This is a genomic window from Rhodanobacter sp. Root561 (assembly GCF_001427365.1).
Taxonomy (GTDB): domain Bacteria; phylum Pseudomonadota; class Gammaproteobacteria; order Xanthomonadales; family Rhodanobacteraceae; genus Rhodanobacter.
Genome location: NZ_LMGH01000016.1, coordinates 99672 through 121094, shown reverse-complemented (window position 1 = coordinate 121094; position 21423 = coordinate 99672). Strand labels below are relative to the sequence as shown.

General features: G+C 67.4%; 15 protein-coding genes. 7 read left to right on the top strand and 8 right to left on the bottom strand.

The genetic code is table 11. From position 1 onward, the window contains the following. Positions 1-28: 28 nt before the first annotated feature. Complete coding sequence (locus ASD55_RS16945; protein WP_056768073.1) at positions 29-1222, bottom strand: SAM-dependent methyltransferase; 1194 nt, start codon at positions 1220-1222, stop codon at positions 29-31. Positions 1223-1311: 89 nt separating this feature from the next. Continuing rightward, positions 1312-3483, bottom strand: a complete 2172-nt coding sequence (locus ASD55_RS16940) for a TonB-dependent receptor (RefSeq protein ID WP_056768070.1) — start codon at positions 3481-3483, stop codon at positions 1312-1314. Between the two features lie 189 nt (positions 3484-3672). Here ASD55_RS16940 and ASD55_RS16935 point away from each other — a divergent pair, with 189 nt between their 5' ends. Together ASD55_RS16935 and ASD55_RS16930 are read left to right on the top strand one after the other, a co-directional pair. After that, entirely contained in the window at positions 3673-4482 is an 810-nt protein-coding gene (locus ASD55_RS16935; protein ID WP_056714409.1) for a hypothetical protein, read from the top strand. A 54-nt stretch (positions 4483-4536) separates the two neighbouring features. After that, positions 4537-5313 (top strand): pteridine reductase, encoded by a 777-nt coding sequence (locus tag ASD55_RS16930; RefSeq protein ID WP_056714413.1) that lies wholly within the window; start codon positions 4537-4539, stop codon positions 5311-5313. Between the two features lie 152 nt (positions 5314-5465). Here the strand turns inward: ASD55_RS16930 and ASD55_RS16925 are convergent, their stop codons facing one another. The 3 genes from ASD55_RS16925 to folB form a co-directional block, all read right to left on the bottom strand. Further along, positions 5466-6326: a DUF6159 family protein gene (locus tag ASD55_RS16925; RefSeq protein WP_056768067.1), complete on the bottom strand. Its 861-nt coding sequence runs from the start codon at positions 6324-6326 to the stop codon at positions 5466-5468. A 103-nt stretch (positions 6327-6429) separates the two neighbouring features. Further along, a complete protein-coding gene (gene folK / locus ASD55_RS16920) occupies positions 6430-6918 on the bottom strand; it encodes a 2-amino-4-hydroxy-6-hydroxymethyldihydropteridine diphosphokinase (RefSeq protein WP_056768064.1) in 489 nt (162 codons plus the stop codon). Continuing rightward, positions 6918-7277, bottom strand: a complete 360-nt coding sequence (gene folB, locus ASD55_RS16915) for a dihydroneopterin aldolase (RefSeq protein WP_056715066.1) — start codon at positions 7275-7277, stop codon at positions 6918-6920. Before folB ends, folK begins: the two co-directional genes overlap by 1 nt. A 132-nt stretch (positions 7278-7409) precedes the next feature. On the opposite strand from folB, the gene ASD55_RS16910 reads away from it, so the two are divergent. From ASD55_RS16910 to ASD55_RS16895, 4 genes are all read left to right on the top strand, one after another. Next, the gene (locus tag ASD55_RS16910) at positions 7410-7730 is read left to right on the top strand and encodes a metalloregulator ArsR/SmtB family transcription factor (protein WP_056715063.1); all 321 of its coding nucleotides are present in this window, start codon (positions 7410-7412) and stop codon (positions 7728-7730) included. Positions 7731-7751: 21 nt separating this feature from the next. Further along, positions 7752-9185: a DUF2867 domain-containing protein gene (locus ASD55_RS16905; RefSeq protein ID WP_056715060.1), complete on the top strand. Its 1434-nt coding sequence runs from the start codon at positions 7752-7754 to the stop codon at positions 9183-9185. 64 nt (positions 9186-9249) lie between these two features. Continuing rightward, positions 9250-10629 (top strand): ATP-dependent RNA helicase DbpA, encoded by a 1380-nt coding sequence (gene dbpA, locus ASD55_RS16900; protein WP_056768061.1) that lies wholly within the window; start codon positions 9250-9252, stop codon positions 10627-10629. 29 nt (positions 10630-10658) lie between these two features. Continuing rightward, entirely contained in the window at positions 10659-11435 is a 777-nt protein-coding gene (locus ASD55_RS16895) for a glutaminyl-peptide cyclotransferase (RefSeq protein ID WP_056768058.1), read from the top strand. A gap of 18 nt (positions 11436-11453) precedes the next feature. Here ASD55_RS16895 and ASD55_RS16890 read toward each other — a convergent pair whose 3' ends face one another. Further along, positions 11454-12632, bottom strand: a complete 1179-nt coding sequence (locus ASD55_RS16890) for a TIGR03862 family flavoprotein (RefSeq protein WP_056768357.1) — start codon at positions 12630-12632, stop codon at positions 11454-11456. Between the two features lie 840 nt (positions 12633-13472). Between ASD55_RS16890 and ASD55_RS16885 the strand changes: the two genes are divergently transcribed. After that, positions 13473-15986, top strand: a complete 2514-nt coding sequence (locus tag ASD55_RS16885; protein ID WP_056768055.1) for a pre-peptidase C-terminal domain-containing protein — start codon at positions 13473-13475, stop codon at positions 15984-15986. A 125-nt stretch (positions 15987-16111) separates the two neighbouring features. Here the strand turns inward: ASD55_RS16885 and ASD55_RS16880 are convergent, their stop codons facing one another. Together ASD55_RS16880 and hrpB are read right to left on the bottom strand one after the other, a co-directional pair. Continuing rightward, positions 16112-18796 carry an EAL domain-containing protein gene (locus tag ASD55_RS16880; RefSeq protein ID WP_056768052.1) on the bottom strand — a complete coding sequence of 895 codons (2685 nt, stop codon included), beginning with the start codon at positions 18794-18796 and terminating at the stop codon, positions 16112-16114. An 88-nt stretch (positions 18797-18884) separates the two neighbouring features. Next, entirely contained in the window at positions 18885-21404 is a 2520-nt protein-coding gene (gene hrpB / locus ASD55_RS16875) for an ATP-dependent helicase HrpB (protein ID WP_056768049.1), read from the bottom strand. Positions 21405-21423: the final 19 nt, after the last annotated feature.

Here is a 21423-nt window from a genome sequence, read left to right as displayed (position 1 = left end):
CCAGACGTCTGAACGCGGACCGCTTCGATCAAAGCCGGCCACCCTGGTCGGCGGCCAGCAACACGGCCGGCAGCGGCAACGCTTCCAGCCCCCGCGCCAGCAGCATCGCCTGGAAGCGCTCGCCCATCTGGTCGGGCAACATCAGGCGCTTCACCTGCTGGGACAGCCGGTAGCGGGCGTGTTCGTCGGGCGCCTTTTCGTGGGCGTCCTCGAACACCTGTTGCAGGCCCGCGCCGATCAGGAACTGCGCCTGGGGCAGATACGCCGCCACCCCGAAACCGGCGCTGTTGCCGGCCTCGGCCAGCGCGGTGAAATCGACCGAGGCGGTGAGGTCGTTGAGGCCCGGCAGGTACAGCGGGTCGTTGTGCGCATGGTGGCGGTAGTGCGCCATCAGGGTGCCGTCGTCGCGCTCGGGCAGGTAGAACTCGCGGCGCACATAGCCATAGTCGACGAAGAGCATCAGTCCGGCCACCAGCGACCCGGCCACCGCCTGCACCCAGTACGGCAGCTGCGGCAGGATTTCCGAGCGATAACCGTCGGCGAATTCGGCGCCCAGGTCGCGCTCGACGTGGCGCACGGCGCCGGACACCAGCGCATCGGCCGGTCGATCGGTGCGCTTCAGGCGACCTTCGCCGTCCAGCACCACATGTTCTTCGAACACTTCGCCATCGCGCATGCTGAAACGCGTGGCCGGCAAGGCATCGATCACCTCGTTGGCGAACAGCACGCCGCGCCAGTCCTGCTCCGGCGGCCGATCCAGCCATTGCACGCGCGCGTTGAGTTCGGCCGGAAGATTCGCCCGCAGGCGTTCGCGCTGGCGTTCGCGCAGGTCGGCGCTCGGCTCCAGGATCAGGTAATTCCGCGGCAAGCTGCCGGCGGCGGCGAGCGCCTTCAGCTCGGACTCGGCAAACGCGCCGCTGCCGCCACCGAGTTCGAGAAAGTCCGCCTGCTCGCCCAGCATCGCCAGCACCGGCTGCACCGCGTTCACCACGCAGCCGGCGAACAGCTCGCCCAGTTCCGGCGCGGTGACGAAGTCGCCGGCCTCGCCGAACTTGGTGCGACCGGCGCTGTAGTAGCCCAGCCCCGGCGCGTACAGGCAACGCTCCATGTATTGCGCGAACGGCATCGGCCCGTGCGAGGCGATCTGCTCGCGCAGCAGTTGCAACAGGTGATCGGAGTGGGCGCGTTCGTCGGCGCCGGGCTCGGGTAAACGGGTTTGCATGGATGCGGCCCTGAAATTCAGCGCCGCAAGGATAGCGGATGAAGCCGCCGAGCCCGCGTGACGGATGCCATCGCCACGCGGGCCGGGGCTCAGAAGTCCTTCTGCAGGCTCAGGTACACGCCGCGACGCGGGCCGAACTGCGGGGCGCCCACGCCGATGCCGCTGCCGTCGCGCAGTTCATACGTGCGATCGAGCGCATTGATCACCGCCAGTTGCGCGTGCAGCTTGCCGAAACCGTCGAAGGCGAAGTCGTGCGCGACGTTGAGGTTCAGCTGGAAGTACGCGGGCAGCGAGGCGCCATTCGGCACGTCGCCGTCCTTGCGCAGGCCGCTGCCGAAAAGATAGTCGGCGCCGACGCGGGTGCTGTCGTTCAGCGCGACGTTGATGCCACCGGACGAGGTGAGCTTCTGGTCGTGGTCCAGGAAGATCCAGTGGTTGTTGACGTAAGCCAAGTCGTCGGGATCAAAGTTGTACTGGCTGGTGATGATGCGCTGGCCGATCGCCTTGCCCAGCGAGGCGTTGAAGTACGCCGACAGCGGGCCCTGCTCGTAATTGGCGGTGAACTCCACGCCCTTCACCCGGCCCGCCGCGTAGTTGAAGGTGGAGTAGACCAGGGCGGAGCCGAACTGGCCTTCGTCCTGCAGGCGCTGCACCTTGCGGTAGTAGGCGTCCACGCCCACGGTCCAGGCCGAGCCGAGGTTCTGCGAGATGCCTGCGTCGAAATAATCCGAGCGTTCGGCCAACGGCGTGTTGTTGCCGGTGTCCGCCACGGCGTTGGTGGTGCCTTCGAATTTCGCGATGTTGCTGCTGGCGATCATCTCGGTCGCTGGCGGCGTGAAATAGCGCGAGTAGCCGGCGTGCACCACCGTGCTGCCGGTGGCCTGCCAGACCAGGCCAGCGCGGGGACTCAGCTGGCTCTCACTGCGCGCCAGCTGATAGCGGTCGCCACGCAGGCCGTAGTTCAGCGTCCAGTTGGCGCCGAGGCTCCATTCGTCCTGCACATAGGCCGACCAGGTCCTTGCGGTGAGGCGGCTGGCGTCGAGGATGTTGACCGGCGTGGTGCTGGCCTGGTTGCCGTCGGCATCGACCGGAAACACCCACGCGTCGTTGCCGCTGGCCGCACGCTCGAAGCTGCCGTAGACGCCGTAGCGCAAGGTGTGGTGATCGCCCATCGGCGTGGCAAAATCGGCCTGCAAGGTGCTGGCGCGATTGCTGCGGGTGATGCCGGAGGCGACGCCGTTGAACATCAGTTCACCGATCCGGTCCGGCGCATAGGCGAGGCCGCTGTAACGCTGGCCCACCGATACCTGATAGTCGGTGGCGCCCAGCTTGCCCTGCAACGCCAGCACGCCGAAGCGGGTGTTCTCGCGCTGACGCTGGGCGAGGTCGGCCGAGTTGAAATCCACCGTGTCCAGGTAACCGAACTGCGGCGTCTGGTCCGGGTTGTTCGGGATATCGAAGCGGTTGTTGGCGACGCCGAACAGGAAACTCAGGCGGGTGTCCTTGTCGATCAGGTAGCTGATGTCGCCGAAGCCCTTCGCTTGATTCGTGTGGTCGTGGATCGGCTTGCGGCTCGCCGTGGGGTTCTCGATGCCGGCGTCGTTCTCCATGTAGTTGCCGGTGAAGAACCAGCTCCAGCGATCGTGGCTGCCCCATACCGACGCGTTCGGGTTCAGCGTGGCGTTGCTGCCGCCGGTGATGCCTACGCTGCCGCCATTGCCCAGGTCGTGGCCACTCCTCGTGGTGATGTCGACCACCGCCGCCGTGCGCAGGCCGTATTGGGCCGGCAGAGCACCGTCGAGCAGCTTCACGGTGTGGATCGTGCGTGCGTCCAGACTCTGGCCGAAGCCGCCGATCGACTCGGGGATGATCACGCCGTTGATGCGGTACTGCAGGTTCGCGTGGTCGCCGCGCACGTGCAGGCCGCCATAGGAATCCTGCACCACGCCGGGCGCCTGCAGCAGCACCTGGTTGATCGGCGTCGACGCGCCCAGCGGCAATTGCGCGATCGCCTGATGATCGATCACGTACTGGCTGCTGCCGGTATCGGGCGACAGTGCGTTGCGGGCCTGGTCGAGCGCGCCCGACACCGAGATCGCATCCAGATCCTGCACCTGCGGTTGCCGGTTGCGACTGCCGCTGTCGGCCGGATCGTCGCCATGCGCCGCCGCAGTGGCAGCGGGGTCGGCAACGGTGGCATGGATGGCGAACGGCATGGCCAGCGCGACGGCAAGAGCCAGGGCGAGCGGGGAGTGTGTCATCGGGATTTCCGGCAGGGACGAGAAGTTGAATTGTTATGTTATAACATATCCAACACGGCGCACGACCGCCCGGGCCAGAAGTCACGCACCGTGTGACCGGCCATCGTGTTGAGCCCCGCTTCACGCGCACTCCCTAGACTGCGAAGAACGCAAGCCGCGCGCATTCGCCTCGTCTGCACGGAGTCGCCCATGAGCAAGTCACCCAGCCAACAGGTTCCCGCAGTCATCGCGCCGGGCGAGCCGGGCAGGATCACCGCGGCGATCCTCGATTTCGTCAGCGAAGTACCGGGCAGCCGGATCGACAGCAGCAAGGAACCGGCGAACGAGGCGCGCAAGCTGGCCAGCCGCGCCGCCCAGCGCGCCGCGCTGACTGCCGGCTCGCTGGCCTTGCCGCCAGGTCCGCTGGGCTGGCTGACCTTGTTGCCGGAGCTGATCGCGATCTGGAAAATCCAGGGGCAGATGGTCAGCGACATCGCCGCCGCCTACGGCCGCCACGCGAGTCTGGGGCGCGAACAGATGATGTGGTGCCTGTTCCGCCACACCGCGGCGCAGGCCTTCCGCGACCTGGTGGTGCGCATGGGCGACCGGCTGATCTTCCGCCGCATGTCGTGGGGCGTGGCCCAGCGCGTGGCGAAGCAGATCGGCGTGAAACTCACCCAGCGCACGCTGAGCAAGGGCCTGTCGCGCTGGCTGCCGGTGGTCGGCGCACTGGGCGTCGGTGCCTACGCGTACTACGACACCGGGCAAGTGGCCGCCACTGCGATCGAGATGTTCGAGAGCGAGATGACGATCGAGGAAACAGCCGACGCGGACGCCGCGACCACCGGCAAACCGAAACCGGTGCCGAAGCCGAAGCCGGCAGCGAAAGCGGCGCGGCGCGTGGCCGGCAAGCTGGTCGACAAGGCGGTCGCCACGGCCGCCCGCAAGGTCGCCGGCGCCGCGCAAAAAGCTGCCCGCAAGACGCACCCGAAGAAGCCCGACCCGCCCCAGCGCGGGTGACGCTGACGCGGCTTTGCGGCAAGCTGCAGGCTGCACAGTTGCCGGAGCCGCCGCATGTCACCTTCCGATGAACGACCCGGCGCAGATCGATCCGGCGCGGCTCGACCCGTCGCGCTGATCACCGGCGCCAGCCGTCGGGTCGGCGCGGTGATCGCGCGGACGCTGCATGCAGCCGGCTACGAGGTGGCGCTGCACTATCGTCATTCGGCCGCCGACGCACGTGCGCTGGCTGACGAGCTCGAAGCGCAACGCAGCGGCAGCACCCTGCTGCTGCAGGCCGAACTCGCCGAGCTATCGACGTTGCCCGGCATGATCGATCAGTTGCTCGAGCGCTATGGCCGTCTGGATGCGCTGGTCAACAACGCGTCGGCGTTTTTTCCCACGCCCGCGGACACGGCCACCGCCGAACAGTGGAACGCGCTGTTCGCCTCCAACGCGCAGGCGCCGTTCTTCCTCAGCCAGGCCGCCATCCCCGCGCTGCGCGCATCGGGCGGCGCCATCGTCAACATGATCGACATCTACGCCGAGCGTCCGCTGGCCGGGCATCCGCTGTACTGCATGGCCAAGGCTGCGCTGTCCGCGATGACCCGCTCGCTGGCGCTGGATCTGGGCCCCGACATCCGGGTCAACGGCGTCGCCCCCGGCGCCGTGCTGTGGCCGGGCGACGGCAAGGCCTACGACGACCAGCAGGCAATGCTGGCACGCACGCCGCTGCAACGCTCCGGCTCACCGGACGACGTGGCCAGCGCGGTGCTGTGGCTGCTGCGCGACGCACCGTTCGTGACCGGGCAGATCATCCGGGTGGATGGAGGAAGGACGTTGGCGGTGTGAGGTTCGGGCGTCGCTTCGATGGGCGATGCGGTAGCGTGGACCCCACCCCTGCCCTCCCCTGCTCGCAGGGGAGGGTATCCCGGCCGCTTCGAGCTTCTGCTTTGCTCCCTCCCCTGCGAGCAGGGGAGGGTCGGTGTGGGGTCGCTCTTGCGCTACTTCTTCTTCGGCGCGAAGGCCTGCTGCAGCAAGGCCTGGTCGAAGCCCACGCTGGCCTCGCCAGCTTCGGCGTAGCGATACAGCGCGGCCGAATAGATGCCTTGCAGCGAGGACTGGATCAGGGCCAGCAGGACGAACCCCACCACCACGATCACCGCCGCCAGCACGATCGCAACGACCGACTGCATCGCCACCGCGCCACCGATCAGCACGGCGCCGACCAGCACCGCCAGGAACATCAGCAGGCCGAACACGACGCCGATGCCGCCATTGCCAATGATGTTTTCGCCCCAGCTGCGCTTGAGCAGCTCGACGCTTTCCTTCACCGCGTCGACCGGGCCGACATCCTTGCTGGCCAGCACCGGCACCACCAGGAAGGTGGCCACGGTCCATGCCAGACCGATGAAGCCGATCACCAGCCGACCGATCAGGCCCAGCCGCTCCTGGATCATCCGCAGCAGCAGGCCCACCGTGGCGGCGATCAGCGCATAGCCGAAGATCTGCGGCAGCTTCGACCGCGCCAGCGCCAGGCCTGCGCCCACGCCGGTCGGTTCGCCGCGCAGATGCATCAGCGCCACGCCGGTCAGGGCAGTCTGGAAGAAGATGATCACGAAGTACTGCACCAGGTAGAACACGAACATCAGCAGGTAGCTGCCCACCGACATGCGTTCGTGGAAGTCCTCGCCGGCGTGCGCGCCACCGATCACCATCATGCCCACCGGCACCAGAAAGCTGGCCGCCACCAGCAGGGTGCACAGACCCGACAGCAGCGGAAACACCAGCAACGACTTGTCCGAGCGCAACACCGTGGCGCTCGCCTTCATCAACGCCCAGCTGCGGGCAAACTTTCCGGCCATGTTCCTGCTCCCCTCGATCGTGGACCCGCGTTCAGACAGACGGGCTCAGGCCCGTGATGCGCCTTTCTAGCATCCGCGCGACAGCTGCAACAGTGCGCCCGGTTCAATCCGCCAGCGATTCGGCCTGCAACGGTTCGCTCCCCGTGGGAAAGGCCGCCCACAGCTCGGCCATGCTCCGCCCGCCGAGCGGATGGCGAAAGCCCGGTGCGATATCGGCGATCGGCCGCAACACGAACGCATGCTGCAGCTCGTTGCGGGGAATCTGCAGATGGCCGGGACCGTCCAGCACCAGGTCGTCGTAGAACACGATATCGACATCCAGCGTGCGATCGGAGTAACGCGGCACGTCGCGGCGGCGGCCGTGGCGATCCTCCAGCGCGTGCAGCCAGTCGTTCAACGCCTCGGGTTCCAGCTCGGTGTCCAGCCCCACGGCCAGGTTCACGAAGGCGGCGCCGTCGAAGCCCACCGAGGCGCTGCGATAAGCCGGCGACACGACCAGCTCGCCGAAGCGCTCGCGCAATTCCGCCAGCGCCGCGCGCAGGTGGCGATGCGGTTCCAGGTTGGAACCCAGGCTCAGGTAGACACGCGCCATCAGTCCGGCCGCACGCCGCGTTCAATGCGCACGCCCACCGACTTCGCGCCGCGCACCGCGCCGGGCTTGGACAACTTCAGCCGCACCCAGCTCACCCCGAATTCCTCGCGGATGATCGCCGCGCAGCGCTCGGCCAGAGTCTCGACCAGTCCGAAGCTCGACGCGCCCACGTAGTCGATCAGGCGCTTGGACACGTCCTTGTAGTTCAGCGTCAGCGCGATGTCGTCGCTGGCCGCCGGCAGCGTGTTGTCGAACGCCATCTCGATGTCGAACGCCAGCGTCTGCCGCACGCGGCGCTCCCAGTCGTAGATGCCGATGACAGCATCGATGCGCAGGTCTTCGATGAAAACGATGTCCATGGAGATTTTCGGTGAGGCGAAGTGATACAGGGTCGGCGAGCGGGCGCGTGGATGCAAGTCGGCAAGCCGGCGGTTGACGCCGCGAATTCACAGATATACATTTAACTAATGTTTTAAATAGTGAAATACTTCATGGCCGTGGACCGCATCTTCGAGGCACTCGCCTCCCGTCCCAGGCGGGAGATCCTGGCCTATCTGTCAGCACAGGAACTGAGCGCCGGCGAAATTGCCAGCCGCTTCGCGATGAGCGCGCCGGCCATCTCGCGGCACCTCTCGGTGCTGGAGGCCGCCGGACTGGTCGCCAGCGAACGCCGCGGCCAGTTCGTCGTCTACACGCTCAACAAGGACAGCCTGGTGAACACCCTCACCGGTTTCGCCTTCGAGATCTGCCCCTCGGCCGGCCCGCTGAAGCGAGAGTCGCGCAAGCTGGCGACGAAGAAGCAGGGCGGCTGAACCCGGCAGCCCACGGAGCCCATGACCATGCAGATCGAACGCGTCGCGTCTTTTCCCGGCACGCGCATAGCTTCGCCCTCCGGCGGCCTGCCGGTGGAGGTTTCGCTGATCGCCCAGCTCGGCCACGGCACCGGCAACCAGCTGTTTGCCCAGGCGCTGGCGCGCCAGCGGGCGCATGCCGAGTTCATCGACGAACTGGATGAACCGTCGGCGCGCCTTGGCGCCTGCGATCTCTCGAAGGGCGACGCCACCGCGCTGTACTCGTTTACCGTAGGTGCGAAGGGCCACCCGTTCCATCGCCACGCTGGCCATCGCGTATTCACCGCGATTTCCGGCAGTGGCGGCGCGCAGCTGCGCTTTTCCACCGCCAGTCCGGCCGAGCTTGAGCGGGACCCGTACAGCTTCATCCACGCCCTGCAGCACATCAACATCCCGCCAGACTGCCTGTTCACCGTGCGCTTCGGCGGAGATACCTGGCACCAGTTCGCACCACTGGCCAGCAACACACTGCATCCCGCGTTTTTTGCGCTGTCATGCCACACCAACGAACTGGGCGGGAACCTGCCGCACGAACTGCGTGCCCAGGTGCTGGCCAATGCGGCAAATATTCCCGCCCTCACGGTGTTGCTGCCGACGGCGGTCAGCGACCTGCTGCGCGAGTTGCCCGCTGGTCGCTTGCATGTACCCACCACGCACCTGTCGCTGGATGCCGCGCCCGGTTCCCTGCACGGTCTTGTTTGTCGTTCCGCGCGATGCGCGGCCGGCCTGGTTCGCGGCGCATGGGCGGCGTGGCGGCATGCCGGCGGATTTCTCGGCCGGATCGGTGGCCGACTGACGTTGACCGAACTCGACCAGCTGCCGGCCGGCTCGATGCTGGCGCAACAACTGAGCGGCCAGACCTGCCATCACCAGGACATGTTCCAACTCTCGCTGAGCAGCACCGATCCAGCCGGCGCCACCGTTTTGCTGAGCCGTTTGCTGGAAGGCTTCCTGCGCAATCCGCCGCGCGGGGTTACGCGAATGATGGCGCTGCGCAACCTGCTGGTGAAACCGATCGGCCTGCGCACCTCGCCGCTGGGCTGCCCGGTGTCCTCGTTGCTGTCTGCGCAGCGCGACCAGTTGTTCGATCGCCGCTATCCGGTGCTCGACCAGTGCATCGACCGCGACGATCGCCGGGCACAGGTGATCCTCGGCGCGGACGACAAGCATCTGATCTTCCGCTCCTGCGTCGGCGTGCAACGGCTCGATGGCCAACGGGTGGTGCTCACCCTGGGCACCCGCGTGCACTGCAAGAACCTGTTTGGCCGTCTCTACATGGCGGCGATCCAGCGCGTTCATCGCGCCTATATCGCGCCAAACATGTTGCGCATGGCGGTGGAGCATGCGTTCCCGCTGCCCGAGCCCGCCGTCAATCCGCAACGGGATTTGTTCCCGCTGCACGGTGCGGCCGGCTGAACTCGGCGCGACGACCCATCAGCTGGGCGAGGCAGGCCTGTGCCATAGATGCGATCATGTGCGGATGACCGCCTTCAGCACGCTCCCGCTCAAACCCGCCCTGCTCGCCAGCGTGGAAACCCTTGGCTACACCGAGATGACCCCGGTGCAGGCACAAAGCCTGCCGCCGATGCTGGAGGGCCGCGACGTGATCGCGCAGGCGCAAACCGGCAGCGGCAAGACGGCGGCGTTCGGCTTGAGCCTGCTGCAGTCGATCGACGTCGACACGATCCGGCTGCAGGCGCTGGTGCTGTGCCCCACCCGCGAGCTGGCGGACCAGGTCAGCAAGGCGATCCGCAAGCTGGCCGCGAATATCCCCAACGTGAAGCTGCTGACCCTGTGCGGCGGCATGCCGCTGGGCCCGCAACTGGCTTCGCTCACGCACGACCCGCACATCGTGGTGGGCACGCCCGGCCGCGTGCAGGAACACCTGAAGCGGCAAAGCCTGCATGGCGGCGGGATCAAGGTGCTGGTGCTGGACGAGGCCGACCGCATGCTCGACATGGGCTTTTCCGAAGCCATCGACGACATCATCGGGCGCATCGCGAAACATCATCAGACCCTGCTGTTTTCGGCCACCTATCCGGACGAGATCCGCGCGGTCAGCGAACGCGTGCAGCATGATCCGGTGGTGGTGACGGTGGATGCACCGGCTGACAAGCAGCCGGCGATCGAGCAGCGTTTCCACGAAGTCGATCCGGCGCAGAAGCCTGATGCGCTGGCGCAGCTGCTTGGCGGTGCCAACGTCGAGCAGGCGCTGGTGTTCTGCAATATGCGCCGCGAAGTGGATGCGGTGGCGCAGGAACTGGACCGCCGCGGTTTCTCCGCGCTGGCTCTGCACGGCGACATGGAGCAGCGCGACCGCGACGAAGTGCTGGTGCGTTTCGCGAATCACAGCTGCGCGGTGCTGGTGGCCACCGACGTGGCGGCGCGCGGGCTGGACATCGTGGCGTTGCCGCTGGTGGTCAGTTACGACATTGCGCACGACCCTGAAACCCACACCCATCGCATCGGCCGCACCGGCCGCGCCGGCCAGGCCGGCCTGGCGATCACCTTGTGCGCGCCGCGCGAGCGACCGAAAGCCGCGAACATCGAGGAATTGAACGGTACGCCGCTGCCGTGGCGTCCGCTGAAAGTTGCGCCGTCCCGCGGCAAGACCCTGCACCTGGCGCCGATGAAGACCCTGGTGATCGACGCCGGCCGCCAGGACAAACTGCGCCCGGGCGACATCCTCGGCGCGCTCACCGGCGATGCCGGGCTGGCGGCGAAGGACATCGGCAAGATCGACGTGTTCGCCACCCGCGCCTACGTGGCGATCAGCCGCGAACTGGCAAACAAGGCGCTGGAACGTTTGCGCGCCGGCAAGATCAAAGGTCGGAACTTCCGCGTGCGGCCCTTGGGCTGAACACACCCACCAAGCTGGAAACTATTGCCATGTCGCGCTGGTTCCACCGCACGCTTGCCCTCGCCCTGTTCGCCTCGGCCGGCTCCGCATGGGCCGCGATTCCCGTGTACGGCTACAAGGTGGTGCACAGCTATCCGCACGATACCGCCGCGTACACCGAAGGCCTGTTCTACAAGGACGGCCATCTGTACGAGAGCACCGGCCAGGTCGGCGAGTCGACCGTGCGCAAGGTGGAGTTGGAAACCGGCGAGGTGCTGCAGCGTCATCGCCTGCCCAAGCAATACTTCGGCGAAGGCATCGTCGACTGGAAGGGCCGGATGGTGCAGCTCACCTGGCAAAGCCAGACCGGCTTCGTCTACGACCTGACCAGCTTCACGCCGCAGAAAACCTTCAGCTATCCCGGCGAAGGCTGGGCGCTGACCCGCGATGACCACCAGCTGTACATGAGCGACGGCACGGCGGAGCTGCGCGTGCTGGATCCGGAAACGCTGGCCGAGGTTCGCCGCATCCAGGTCACCGCCGATGGCGTGCCGGTCACCCATCTCAACGAGCTGGAATGGGTCGACGGCGAGATCTACGCCAACGTGTGGCTGACCGACCGCATCGCCCGCATCGATCCGGCCAGCGGCCACGTGGTCGGCTGGATCGACCTGAGCGGCCTGCTCGACATCAGCCAGTTGCCGAACCCGGTCGACGACGTGCTCAACGGAATTGCCTGGGATGCGGCGCGCAAGCGCCTGTTCGTCACCGGCAAGTGCTGGCCGCAGCTGTTCGAGATCCAGCTGGTGCGGCGCGCCGGCCAGTGAGCCGCCGAGCGCGAACGGCTAACGCCGCAGCCACGCCGCGGCGCCGCGCCCGGCCAGCAGGCCACTGGCGAAGCAGGCGGTGAGCAGATAGCCGCCGGTGGGCGCTTCCCAATCCAGCATCTCGCCGGCGCAGAACACGCCGGGGCGATCGCGCAACATCAGCGTGTCATCCAGTGCTTCCAGCCGCACGCCGCCGGCGGTGCTGATCGCCTCGGCCACCGGACGCGGTGCGCGCAAGTGCAACGGCACGGCCTTGAGCCGCGCCGCCAGCGCCGACGGATCGGCCAGCGTGGGCTTGTCCAGCAGTTCGAACGCCAGCGCGCTTTTGGCCGCGTCCAGTCCGGCGCGACGGCGCAGCCAGTCGCCAATGCTGTGCTTGCCGCGCGGCGCGGCGAGACGTTCGGCCAGCACCGCCGCGGTGTAGCCGGGCACCAGGTCCAGCGTCAGCAGGGCCTCGCCGTGTTCGCGGATCTGCTCGCGCAACTCGGCGCCGATCGCATACACCAGGCTGCCCTCGATGCCGTACTCGCTGAGCACGAACTCGCCCTGCCGCGAATGCGCGACGCCCTGTCGATCGACCCAGTGCGCCACCACCGGCTTCAACGGCGCGCCGGCGAAGCGGCTGGACAGGTGTTCGCTCCATGGAATCTCGAAACCGCAGTTCGCGGGTTGCAGGGGCGCGATGTCGATGCCCGCCTGCTGCAGCGGCGCCAGCCAGGCGCCGTCGGAACCCAGCTGCGGCCAACTTGCGCCGCCGAGTGCCAGGATCACGGCATCGGCCGGCACCACGCGCTGCCCCTGCGGCGTGGCAAAATGCAGGGCGTCGTGCGCCTGCCAGCCCAGCCAGCGATGGTGCATGTGGAAGTTCACCCCGGCTTCGCGCAGACGTCGCAACCAGCCGCGCAACAGCGGTGCGGCCTTCAGGTCATGCGGGAACACGCGACCCGAACTGCCCACGAAAGTCTCCACGCCCAACTCGCTGGCCCACGCACGCAGCGCGTCGGCGTCGAAGACGTCCAGCCAGCGCGCGACCTCGTCGCGACGCGCGCCGTAGCGTTCGACGAAACGGACGCGGGGTTCGGCGTGGGTCAGGTTGAGGCCGCCCTTGCCGGCCAGCAGGAATTTTCGCCCGACCGAGCCTTTCGCGTCGTACAGGTCGACCGTTGCGCCGGCGGCACACGCCGCCTCGGCCGCCATCAGGCCCGCCGGACCACCGCCGACGATGGCCAGTCGGGGAGGATTCGTCTGGTTCATTCCGGCATGGTCGCACGCCACCAGGGTGGCGTGAACCGACGCGCGACCGGCATCACCTCCCTGCCCCGCCAGTATGTGTACTTCCGACCGTGGTGCGTGACTCAAACCGACCTGCCAGAGCCCCGTTGCATGAATCGGAAATAACTGCATGCCGCTTCCTTCGCGCTCCCTGCCGGCGAGTTGGCGTCACCAATCCAACAAGCCTCGCGAACCCGACAATAATGATATTGCGCAAAACGCAATTAATTGCGCTGACAAGACCGCATAACCAGCAAATCAAAGCGATTCATGACTACCTCATGTTAATCAACGACAAACGCATATTGGCAGCCATCGTCACTCCGGCACTCTGGCCTTTCGGAAGCGTTGAACAAGCCCTGATGCGACCTTCAAGCCGGACACAGCAGCGGATCGACAGATCCAAAACCGCAAGCAATTACGCAAGTTAATCCAATTTTCCATTTACCAATAATGTGATGTCATTCACCCGACCCGTGAAAAAATCCTATTGACGATTTTCTGTGGAAAATCCTACCGTCACGCGGTTCGCCAACTTGAAGTCTGACGAATGATTCCGTGAAGGCGTCCTGCCATGGACGTTTACTTGCTCGGACATGCAACCGGCCAATCATCGGGGGATGCAGAAGAGCCGGCCGAAGCAGGCACGAAGTCGCTGGGCAGTCCAGAAAACCGATGGCGCCGTGAGCTTCACGGTGCTCACTTGATGAGGTCCACGCGGCCCCAGCGGCTTCGCTTGCCTCGAAAAACTTCCGGGAACCATACATGCCAAGTCATTTTCGCCTGACGCTGCTGACCGCAGCCATCAGCATGGCCGCCGTCACTTCGGTCCATGCCACGCCAACCGGCAACAACGCTTTTGTCGCACTGAACCAGCACGCCACCCAGCTCCGCCGAGGTGATGTGATCAGCGGGCCGCTGGCGACCTCGCAACCCATCCATATCGAAGTCGCACTGAAACTGCGCAACGCCAGTCAGTTGCACAGCTTCATTGCCACGGCCAGGTCCTCGAACCTGTCGATGGTGCGGCACTCGCTGTCAGCGCCGGAGTTCGTCTCCACTTATGCACCCACGGCGACCCAGGCGAGTCAGGTGGCCGCATGGCTCACCGCGGCCGGCTTCACCAACGTGCAGATCGCTCCCAACCGCATGCTGGTTTCGGCCGATGGCCGGGCGGACACGGCGCAGGCTGCGTTCAAGACCACGTTCGCCCGGGTGCGCACTCGGGAAGGCCGCATGGCCTTCATGCACAACGATGACGTGCAGATCCCCGCCGCACTGCAGGACAGTGTGCTGTCGGTGATCGGTTTGCAGAGCGTCCACCAGGCACACACCTTCGCCGTGCCGATGCAGGCCAGCTACACCACTCAGGCAGTGACCGGCCACAACCCGACCGAGTTCGCCTCGATCTACGGCGGCACCGGCGTCGCCACGGCCGCCGGCGTGCCGGTGGGCATCGTCACTCAGGGCAAGATCACCCAGACCATCACCGATCTCAACACCTTCACCGACAACGCCGGGCTCGCACGGGTGACCACGCAGACGGTCAACACCAACGGCACCAGCACTGACACCAGCGGCCTGGGCGAGTGGAGCCTGGACAGCCAGGACGTTGTCGGCATGGCCGGTGGCCAGGTCGGCAGCCTGATCTTCTACAACATCCCGACCCTGTCCAACGCCAACCTCACGGCCGACTTCAACACCATCGTCAGCGCCAACGCGACCAAGATCATCAACGTCTCGCTTGGCGAATGCGAAACCGGCGCGCAGAGCGATGGTTCGGCGGCGGCGCAGGACCAGATATTCCAGCAGGCGGTGGCGCAGGGCCAGACCTTCTCGATCTCCACCGGCGACTCCGGCGCCGACGAGTGTGGCGACGGCGGTGTCACGCCCAGCTGGCCGGCCGCGTCGCAGTACGTGGTGGCAGTGGGCGGCACAACGCTGAATGCGTCCACCACCACCTGGAGCAGTGCCACCGTGTGGACCAGCGGCGGCGGCAGTTCCAGCACGTTCGAGCCGCAGCCAAGCTGGCAGAACGGCGTGGCCCCGGGCAGCAAACGCGGCCTGCCGGACATCGCCTATGATGCCGACCCCAATTCGGGTTCGAAGATCATCGTCAGCGGTGCCACCCAGCAGTACGGTGGCACCAGCCTGTCCGCGCCACTGTTTGCCGGTGCCTGGGCGCGCGTCATCGCGATCAAGGGCTCCAGCGTGGGTTTTGCCGCGCCGCTGCTGTACCAGCTGCCGGCGTCTGCCTTCCACGACATCACTTCGGGCAACAACGGTGGTGAAACGGCCAGCTCCGGTTATGACCTGGCTACCGGCCGTGGCGAACTGATCATCAGCGCCGCTGCCAATGGGATCGGCGGCGGCGGCAGCAGCAACGTTCCGCCAGTGGCCAATTTCGGCGACGTGACCAACGGGCTGATCGTGAACTTCACCGACAGCTCCACCGACAGTGACGGCAGCATCGCGTCACGCGCGTGGAACTTCGGCGACGGCAGCACCTCGACCGCCACCAATCCGAGTCACACCTACGCCGCCGCCGGCACATATACGGTGTCGCTGCAGGTAACCGACAACAGCGGCGCCACCAACACCAGGACCGCATCGGTGACGGTCGTTGCTGCTGGCGGTGGTGGCAACGTGCTGCAGAACGGGGTGGCGCTCACCGGCCAGGCCGCCGCCACGGGCGCGCAGCTGGCCTACACCGTGGTGATTCCCGCCGGCGCGACCAACCTGGTCATCGCCGAATCCGGCGGCACCGGCGACGCGGATCTGTACACGAAGTTCGGTTCCGCGCCGACCCTGTCCAGCTATGACTGCCGTCCGTACGTCAGCGGCAACAGCGAAAGCTGCACGGTGGCCTCGCCCCAGGCAGGCACCTACTACGTGATGTTGAACGGCTATGCCGCGTTCTCCGGCGTCAGCATCAAGGCCACCTGGAGCACGGGCGGCGGTGGTGGCAACGTGCTGCAGAACGGCACGCCGGTGACCGGCCTGCAGGCCACGAAGAGCAACGCGGTGAACTACACGATGGTGATACCCGCTGGCGCCAGCAACCTCAAGTTCGCGATCTCCGGCGGCACCGGCGACGCCGACCTGTACGTGAAGCGCGGCTCGGCCCCCACCACCAGCAGCTACGACTGCCGCCCCTACGTGGCCGGCAACAGCGAGACCTGCAACATCTCGCCGGCTACTGCAGGCACCTACTACGTCATGGTGCGGGCCTACAGCAGCTACAGCGGCGTCACGCTGACCGGCAGCTACACGCCGTAAGCGAGTGCAGAACCGGGGAGCGCAGGGACGCGCCCCCGCCCTTCAGGAAGGAAGGCCCGGTCGGCGACGACCGGGCCTTCCTGCGTATGGACGTCCAGACGTCCATGAATCGCGCTGCCGAACACTCAGTCGCGCTGGAATACCGCCAGCTCGGGATGATGCAGGCTGAAGCCCTGCACCCGGTTCACGCCCAGTGCGGTCAGCGCCTGCACGGTCTCGGCGTCGGCCACCCATTCGGCGATCACTTCCAGTCCCAGCCGATGCCCGATGTCGGTCACCGCCTTGACCATCAGGTGACTGACCGGATCGGTGAGCATGTCGCGCACGAAGCTGCCGTCGATCTTGATGATGTCCAGCGGCAGGTTTTTCAGATAGGTGAACGAGGACATGCCCGCGCCGAAATCGTCCAGCGCGATGCGGCAACCGGCGCTGCGCAACAAGGCCATGCAGCGCACCACCTGGGACAGGTTGCGCACCGCCACGGTCTCGGTGATCTCGAAACACACCCGCGAAGGCTCCACCCGGTAGCGCTGCAGCAGTTCGATGATCCGGTCGACCAGGGCCGGGTCCTCGATGCTGGCGCCGGACAGGTTGATTGCCACCATGTCCAGCCGGTTGCCGGCCGGATGCAGCCGCTCGAAGTTGGCCAGCGTGGTCTCGATCACCCAGCGGTCGACCGACGGCATCAGGCCGTAACGCTCCGCCGCCGGCAGGAACACGCCGGGCACCACCAGCTGCCCGGACTCCTCGCGGAAGCGCAACAGCATCTCGATGCCGGGTTCGGCGCCGTCGCCCAGCGGCAGTGGCCACACTTCCTGGTAGGTGAGCTGCAGACGATGTTCGTCGACGGCCCAGCGCAGGCGGTTGGCCCACTCCATCTCGCTGCGCCGGCGCACTGTCTGGTCGTCGCGCTCGGAGTAGAAGTGCACGCGATTGCGGCCGGACTCCTTGGCCACGTAGCAGGCGGTGTCGGCCTGGGTCAGCAGATCCTTGGCCGAGATGCCGGCCGGCTCGGCGACCACGCCGCCGATGCTGGCACTGATCGTGTAGCTGCGCTGTTCCCAGATGAACACGTAGCCATCGATGCAGCGACGCACGCGTTCGGCGATCCGCTCCGCTTCCTGCTGGTCGGCCACCCGGGTCAACAGCACCCCGAACTCGTCGCCGCCGAGCCGGGCCAGCACGTCGGTGCCGCCCAGTTGCTTGCGCATCACGATCGAAAGCTGGGCCAGCAGCTGATCGCCGGCGAGATGACCCGAGGTGTCGTTGATCAGCTTGAACTGGTCGAGGTCGACGTAGAGCAGCACGATGATCGGCGGGCCCGCCACGCCGGCCGCCAGCGATTCATGCAGGCGGCGCTCGAATTCGCGCCGGTTGTACAGATCGGTCAGGGCGTCGTGGCTGGCCTGGTGACTGAGCAGCTCGGTCAGCTGACGCTGTTCGGTGATGTCGCTGGCCACCATCAGCAACTTGCCGACTCCGCCCAGCTCGATGCGCGAGATCGCCACGCTGGCCCAGAAATGCGCGCCAGCCGTGTTGTGCAGGCGCGCCTCGACCCGGCTGCAGCCGCGGGTTTCGGCATCGCTCAGCTGCCGGCGCAGGATCTCGTCGTCGAACAGGTCGGGCAGGCGCTGCTCGGTGACCTGGTCACCGAGGCGATCGCGCGAGGTGCGGTTCGCGTAGGTGATCCGGCCGCCATCGACTTCGGCCAGCAGCACCAGCGCGGGCAGCAATTCGTTCAGTGCGCGGAAGCGCTCCTCGCTCTCGCGATACCGCCGGCTCATCTGCCAGCCCAGCTCGAGCGCGCGCTGCCGCGTCCCGACGATGGAGTACACCAGCAGGGCCAGCAGCAAGCTCACCAGCAAGCCGCCAGGCAGGGTCGACTGGCGCCAGTCGATCGCGGGAGGGGTAGTGTCGCGTGGCTGCATCACCACGTCCCAGACCCTGCCGCCGTAGGCCAGCCGACGCTCGAAGCGATAGCTGCCGCGAACCTCCGGTTTGCCGGGCATCGAATCGAACAGCGGCAGCACGTGGCCGGCTTCCGTCACGTCGGCCAGTTGCAGCCGCAGGTCGCGTCGCACGTCATCCTGCAGCACGCTGTCGATCAGCGTGCTGACGCGAAAGGACACGGCGATCGAGCCACGCATGCGCTGGTGCCGTTGGGCGAGCGATTGCGGCGGGTCGCCCGGGCTGAACACGGGCAGGCGCAGGGTGATGCCGTCCTCGGTGCCGCTGGCGCCCCGCTGCTGCACCGGGCGAAACGGCGCGGACAGGGTGGCCTGGTCGCTGTCGCGCGAGGCCAGCAGGCCGGCCAGGTTGTTCGGCTGCGCTCCCACATCCAGGCCGATCACCGCCGCATTGCCGGTGCCGGGCTCGACCCATCGCGTCATGTAGCGCTCGCCCGCGCCATCCTGTTCGCGTTGCGCATAGGCCAGCGCCAGCAGGCTGGGAAACTGCTCGCGGGGGCGCAGGTTGGTGTAGAAATTCGCAAACTCGACCTGGGTCACCTGGTCCGACGCGAGGAACAGCGTCTGCACGGCGCGCAGCATCGCTTCGGCCGAATGCAGCTTGTCCTGCAGCGCCGCGAACGTCTTGTTGGCCAGTTCGCCACGAACGAAGGACTGCTCCGCCAGGCGGCGTTGCTGCTGCTGATGGTGCACGGACAGCGCCAGGGCCAGTCCGCCCAGCAGGACCAGCAGGCTCCACAGCCACGCGCTGAGCCGCCATGGCGATGGCTTGGCCAGCGACAGTCGGGCGTCATGGTCTTCCCGCTGATCCGCCCGGGCCGGGTCAAGCTCGTCGCGATCCATGTTTTCTGGCAGCTCCCCACGCGCAACGTCCGCAAGCGTCGATGGTACAAGAGCACCACGTGCTCTGACCGTTACGAGCCGCACACCCTCAGCGCTCGCGCGGTTTCGCGCGGTGCGTCGGCGTGGCGGTCCACGGATCATCGGGCCAGGGATGGCGCGGATAGCGGCCCTTCATTTCCTTCCTGACCTCGGGATAGGTGCGCTCCCAGAACCCCTTCAGGTCCTGGGTCACCTGGATCGGTCGTCCCGCCGGCGACAGCAGGTGCAGGGTGACCGGCACGCGACCGCCGCCCACGCGCGGGGTGTCGGCCAGGCCGAACAACTCCTGCAGCTTCACCGCCAGCACCGGCGGTCCGTCTTCGGTGTACTCCAGCCGGCGCTGCTGGCCGCTGGGCACCACCAGGCTTTCCGGCGCCTGCGCATCCAGCATGCGACGCTGCTGGTGATCCAGACGCGACGCCAGCGCCTGGGACAGATCCTCCGGCCCCAGCGCATCGAGTCGATGACGTCCTGCCAGGCACGGCGCCAGCCAGTCCTCCAGCGAAGCCAGCAAGGCGGCGGCGGAGACATCCGGCAAGCCAAGCTCCGGCATCCACTGGCGCAGGGCCTGCATCCGTGCGCGCAGGCGCCGCGCGTGATCACTCCACGGCAAACTGTCGACGCCCCGCGCGCGCACGGCGGCGAGCAGCGCGGGCAAGGCGTCGGACGGTTTCACCGGCACGCTGTGACGTTCCAGCACGATCGCGCCGAAACGCGATTCGTCGAAGGCCTCGGCGGCACCGCGCTGCTCGTTCCAGCGCAGGCTGCGTTCGCGGCTGAAGCGGGCCGGGAAATCGCGCTCCAGCACGCGCGGGTCCAGCGGCGCTGCCGCCAGGATCAGGCTGTCGCGACTGTCGCGGCGCAACTCGATGACGACCAGCCACGGCTCGCCCAGCAAGGCGGTGTTCTCGTGCAGGCGCGCGCCGCGGCCATTGGCCAGCGTGTAGCGCGTGGGGTTGCTGTCATCGCGGCGCGCCACCCGGTCGGGAAAGGCGTGCAGCAGCAGGTCGCCGACACTGTGGCTGTGCGGCACGCCACTGGCGGCGCTGCGCGCGTCGAGGCGACGACGCCAACCCTTGCTGGCCTGCTCGATCGCCGCCAGCGCGCCGGCGTCCGCGTCGCGCGCCTGGGCACCGCGACGGTCGCGCCAGGCATGCAGCGCAGCGAGGCGCACACGCAGGTCATCGTTGCGCGCCTGTTCGCCGCGCATCGGCGAACGGGCATCCAGCAAGGCCAGCAGGTCGGCCACCAGCGCGTGCAACGGCGGTGGCGCATGCAGGGCGGCCGCCGCCATGCGCGGACTGGCGCCGAGTTCGAGCATGCGCTTGCCCAACGCGGTGATGCGGCCATCGTCGCCGAGAGCGCCCAGTTGCTGCAGCAGTTCGCGCGCCTGCGCCAGCGCGCCGGCCGGCGGCGGATCGAGCCAGGGCAGGTCGGCGTCGCTGCTGGCGGTGATGCCCCAGGCCGCCAGTTCCAGCGCCAGCGAGGACAGCTCGGCCTGGGCGACCTCCGCGGTGCGCGCCGGTTCCAGCCGGCGGCTCTGCGGCCACAGCCGATACGCCGTGCCTTCGGCCACGCGACCGGCACGGCCGGCGCGCTGGTCGGCCGAGGCCTGCGAGATGGTCACCGTTTCCAGCCGGGTGAAGCCGGAGTTCGGATCGAAACGCGGCTCGCGCGCCAGGCCGCTGTCGACCACCGCGCGAATGCCCGGCAAGGTGATGCTGGACTCGGCCACGTTGGTGGCCAGCACCACGCGGCGCAGGCCCGGCTCCGCCGGCGCCAGCGCTGCCTGCTGATCGATCAGCGAGAGTTCGCCATGCAGGGCCAGCACGTCGACGTCGTCGCGCGTCAGGGTCTGCGCCAGCACCGCCTGCACGCGGGCGATCTCGCGGCGGCCGGGCAGGAAGGCCAGCACGTCGCCGTCGTTTTCCTCCAGCGCCTGGCGCACCACCCGCGCCAGTTGGTATTCGATCGCCTCCTGCGTGCGCGCCGGCGGATGTTCGATGCGCACCGCGAAGCTGCGTCCGGGGCTGGACAGCCGCGGCGCGTCCAGCCACTGGGCGATGCGCTCGCCATCCAGCGTGGCCGACATCAGCAGCAGGCGCAGCCCGGGCCGCAAGGTGGCCTGCAGGTCCAGCGCCAGCGCGGCGCCGAGATCACCGGCGAGATGGCGTTCGTGGAATTCGTCGAACACGATCGCGCCGATGCCCGCCAGCTCCGGGTCATGCTGGATCAGCCGGGTCAGGATGCCTTCGGTGACCACCTCGATGCGGGTGGCCGCGCTCACCTTCGACTCGAAGCGGATCCGGTAGCCGACGGTCTGCCCGACCTCCTCGCCCAGTTGCCGCGCCATGAACTGCGCTGCCGAGCGCGCCGCGATCCGGCGCGGCTCCAGCATCACGATCTTCTGCCCGGCCAGCCAGGCGGCGTCGAGCAGGGCCAGCGGCACCTGGGTGGTCTTGCCCGCGCCCGGCGGCGCTTCCAGCACCAGCCGCGGATGCGTCGCCAGCGCGGCGACGATCTGCGGCAGCAGCGGGGTGATCGGGAAATTCGGCGTGGATGCAGTCATCCACGCGAATGATAGTGGC

Excerpts from the sequence above, each read along its gene's own strand:
- hrpB (WP_056768049.1), bottom strand. The coding sequence starts at position 21,404 with ATGACTGCATCCACGCCGAATTTCCCGATCACCCCGCTGCTGCCGCAG.
- ASD55_RS16930 (WP_056714413.1), top strand. The coding sequence starts at position 4,537 with ATGTCACCTTCCGATGAACGACCCGGCGCAGATCGATCCGGCGCGGCT.
- ASD55_RS16940 (WP_056768070.1), bottom strand. The coding sequence starts at position 3,483 with ATGACACACTCCCCGCTCGCCCTGGCTCTTGCCGTCGCGCTGGCCATG.
- ASD55_RS16890 (WP_056768357.1), bottom strand. The coding sequence starts at position 12,632 with ATGGCGGCCGAGGCGGCGTGTGCCGCCGGCGCAACGGTCGACCTGTAC.
- ASD55_RS16910 (WP_056715063.1), top strand. The coding sequence starts at position 7,410 with ATGGCCGTGGACCGCATCTTCGAGGCACTCGCCTCCCGTCCCAGGCGG.
- ASD55_RS16945 (WP_056768073.1), bottom strand. The coding sequence starts at position 1,222 with ATGCAAACCCGTTTACCCGAGCCCGGCGCCGACGAACGCGCCCACTCC.
- dbpA (WP_056768061.1), top strand. The coding sequence starts at position 9,250 with ATGACCGCCTTCAGCACGCTCCCGCTCAAACCCGCCCTGCTCGCCAGC.
- ASD55_RS16925 (WP_056768067.1), bottom strand. The coding sequence starts at position 6,326 with ATGGCCGGAAAGTTTGCCCGCAGCTGGGCGTTGATGAAGGCGAGCGCC.
- ASD55_RS16895 (WP_056768058.1), top strand. The coding sequence starts at position 10,659 with ATGTCGCGCTGGTTCCACCGCACGCTTGCCCTCGCCCTGTTCGCCTCG.
- folB (WP_056715066.1), bottom strand. The coding sequence starts at position 7,277 with ATGGACATCGTTTTCATCGAAGACCTGCGCATCGATGCTGTCATCGGC.
- ASD55_RS16880 (WP_056768052.1), bottom strand. The coding sequence starts at position 18,796 with ATGGATCGCGACGAGCTTGACCCGGCCCGGGCGGATCAGCGGGAAGAC.
- folK (WP_056768064.1), bottom strand. The coding sequence starts at position 6,918 with ATGGCGCGTGTCTACCTGAGCCTGGGTTCCAACCTGGAACCGCATCGC.
- ASD55_RS16905 (WP_056715060.1), top strand. The coding sequence starts at position 7,752 with ATGACCATGCAGATCGAACGCGTCGCGTCTTTTCCCGGCACGCGCATA.
- ASD55_RS16885 (WP_056768055.1), top strand. The coding sequence starts at position 13,473 with ATGCCAAGTCATTTTCGCCTGACGCTGCTGACCGCAGCCATCAGCATG.
- ASD55_RS16935 (WP_056714409.1), top strand. The coding sequence starts at position 3,673 with ATGAGCAAGTCACCCAGCCAACAGGTTCCCGCAGTCATCGCGCCGGGC.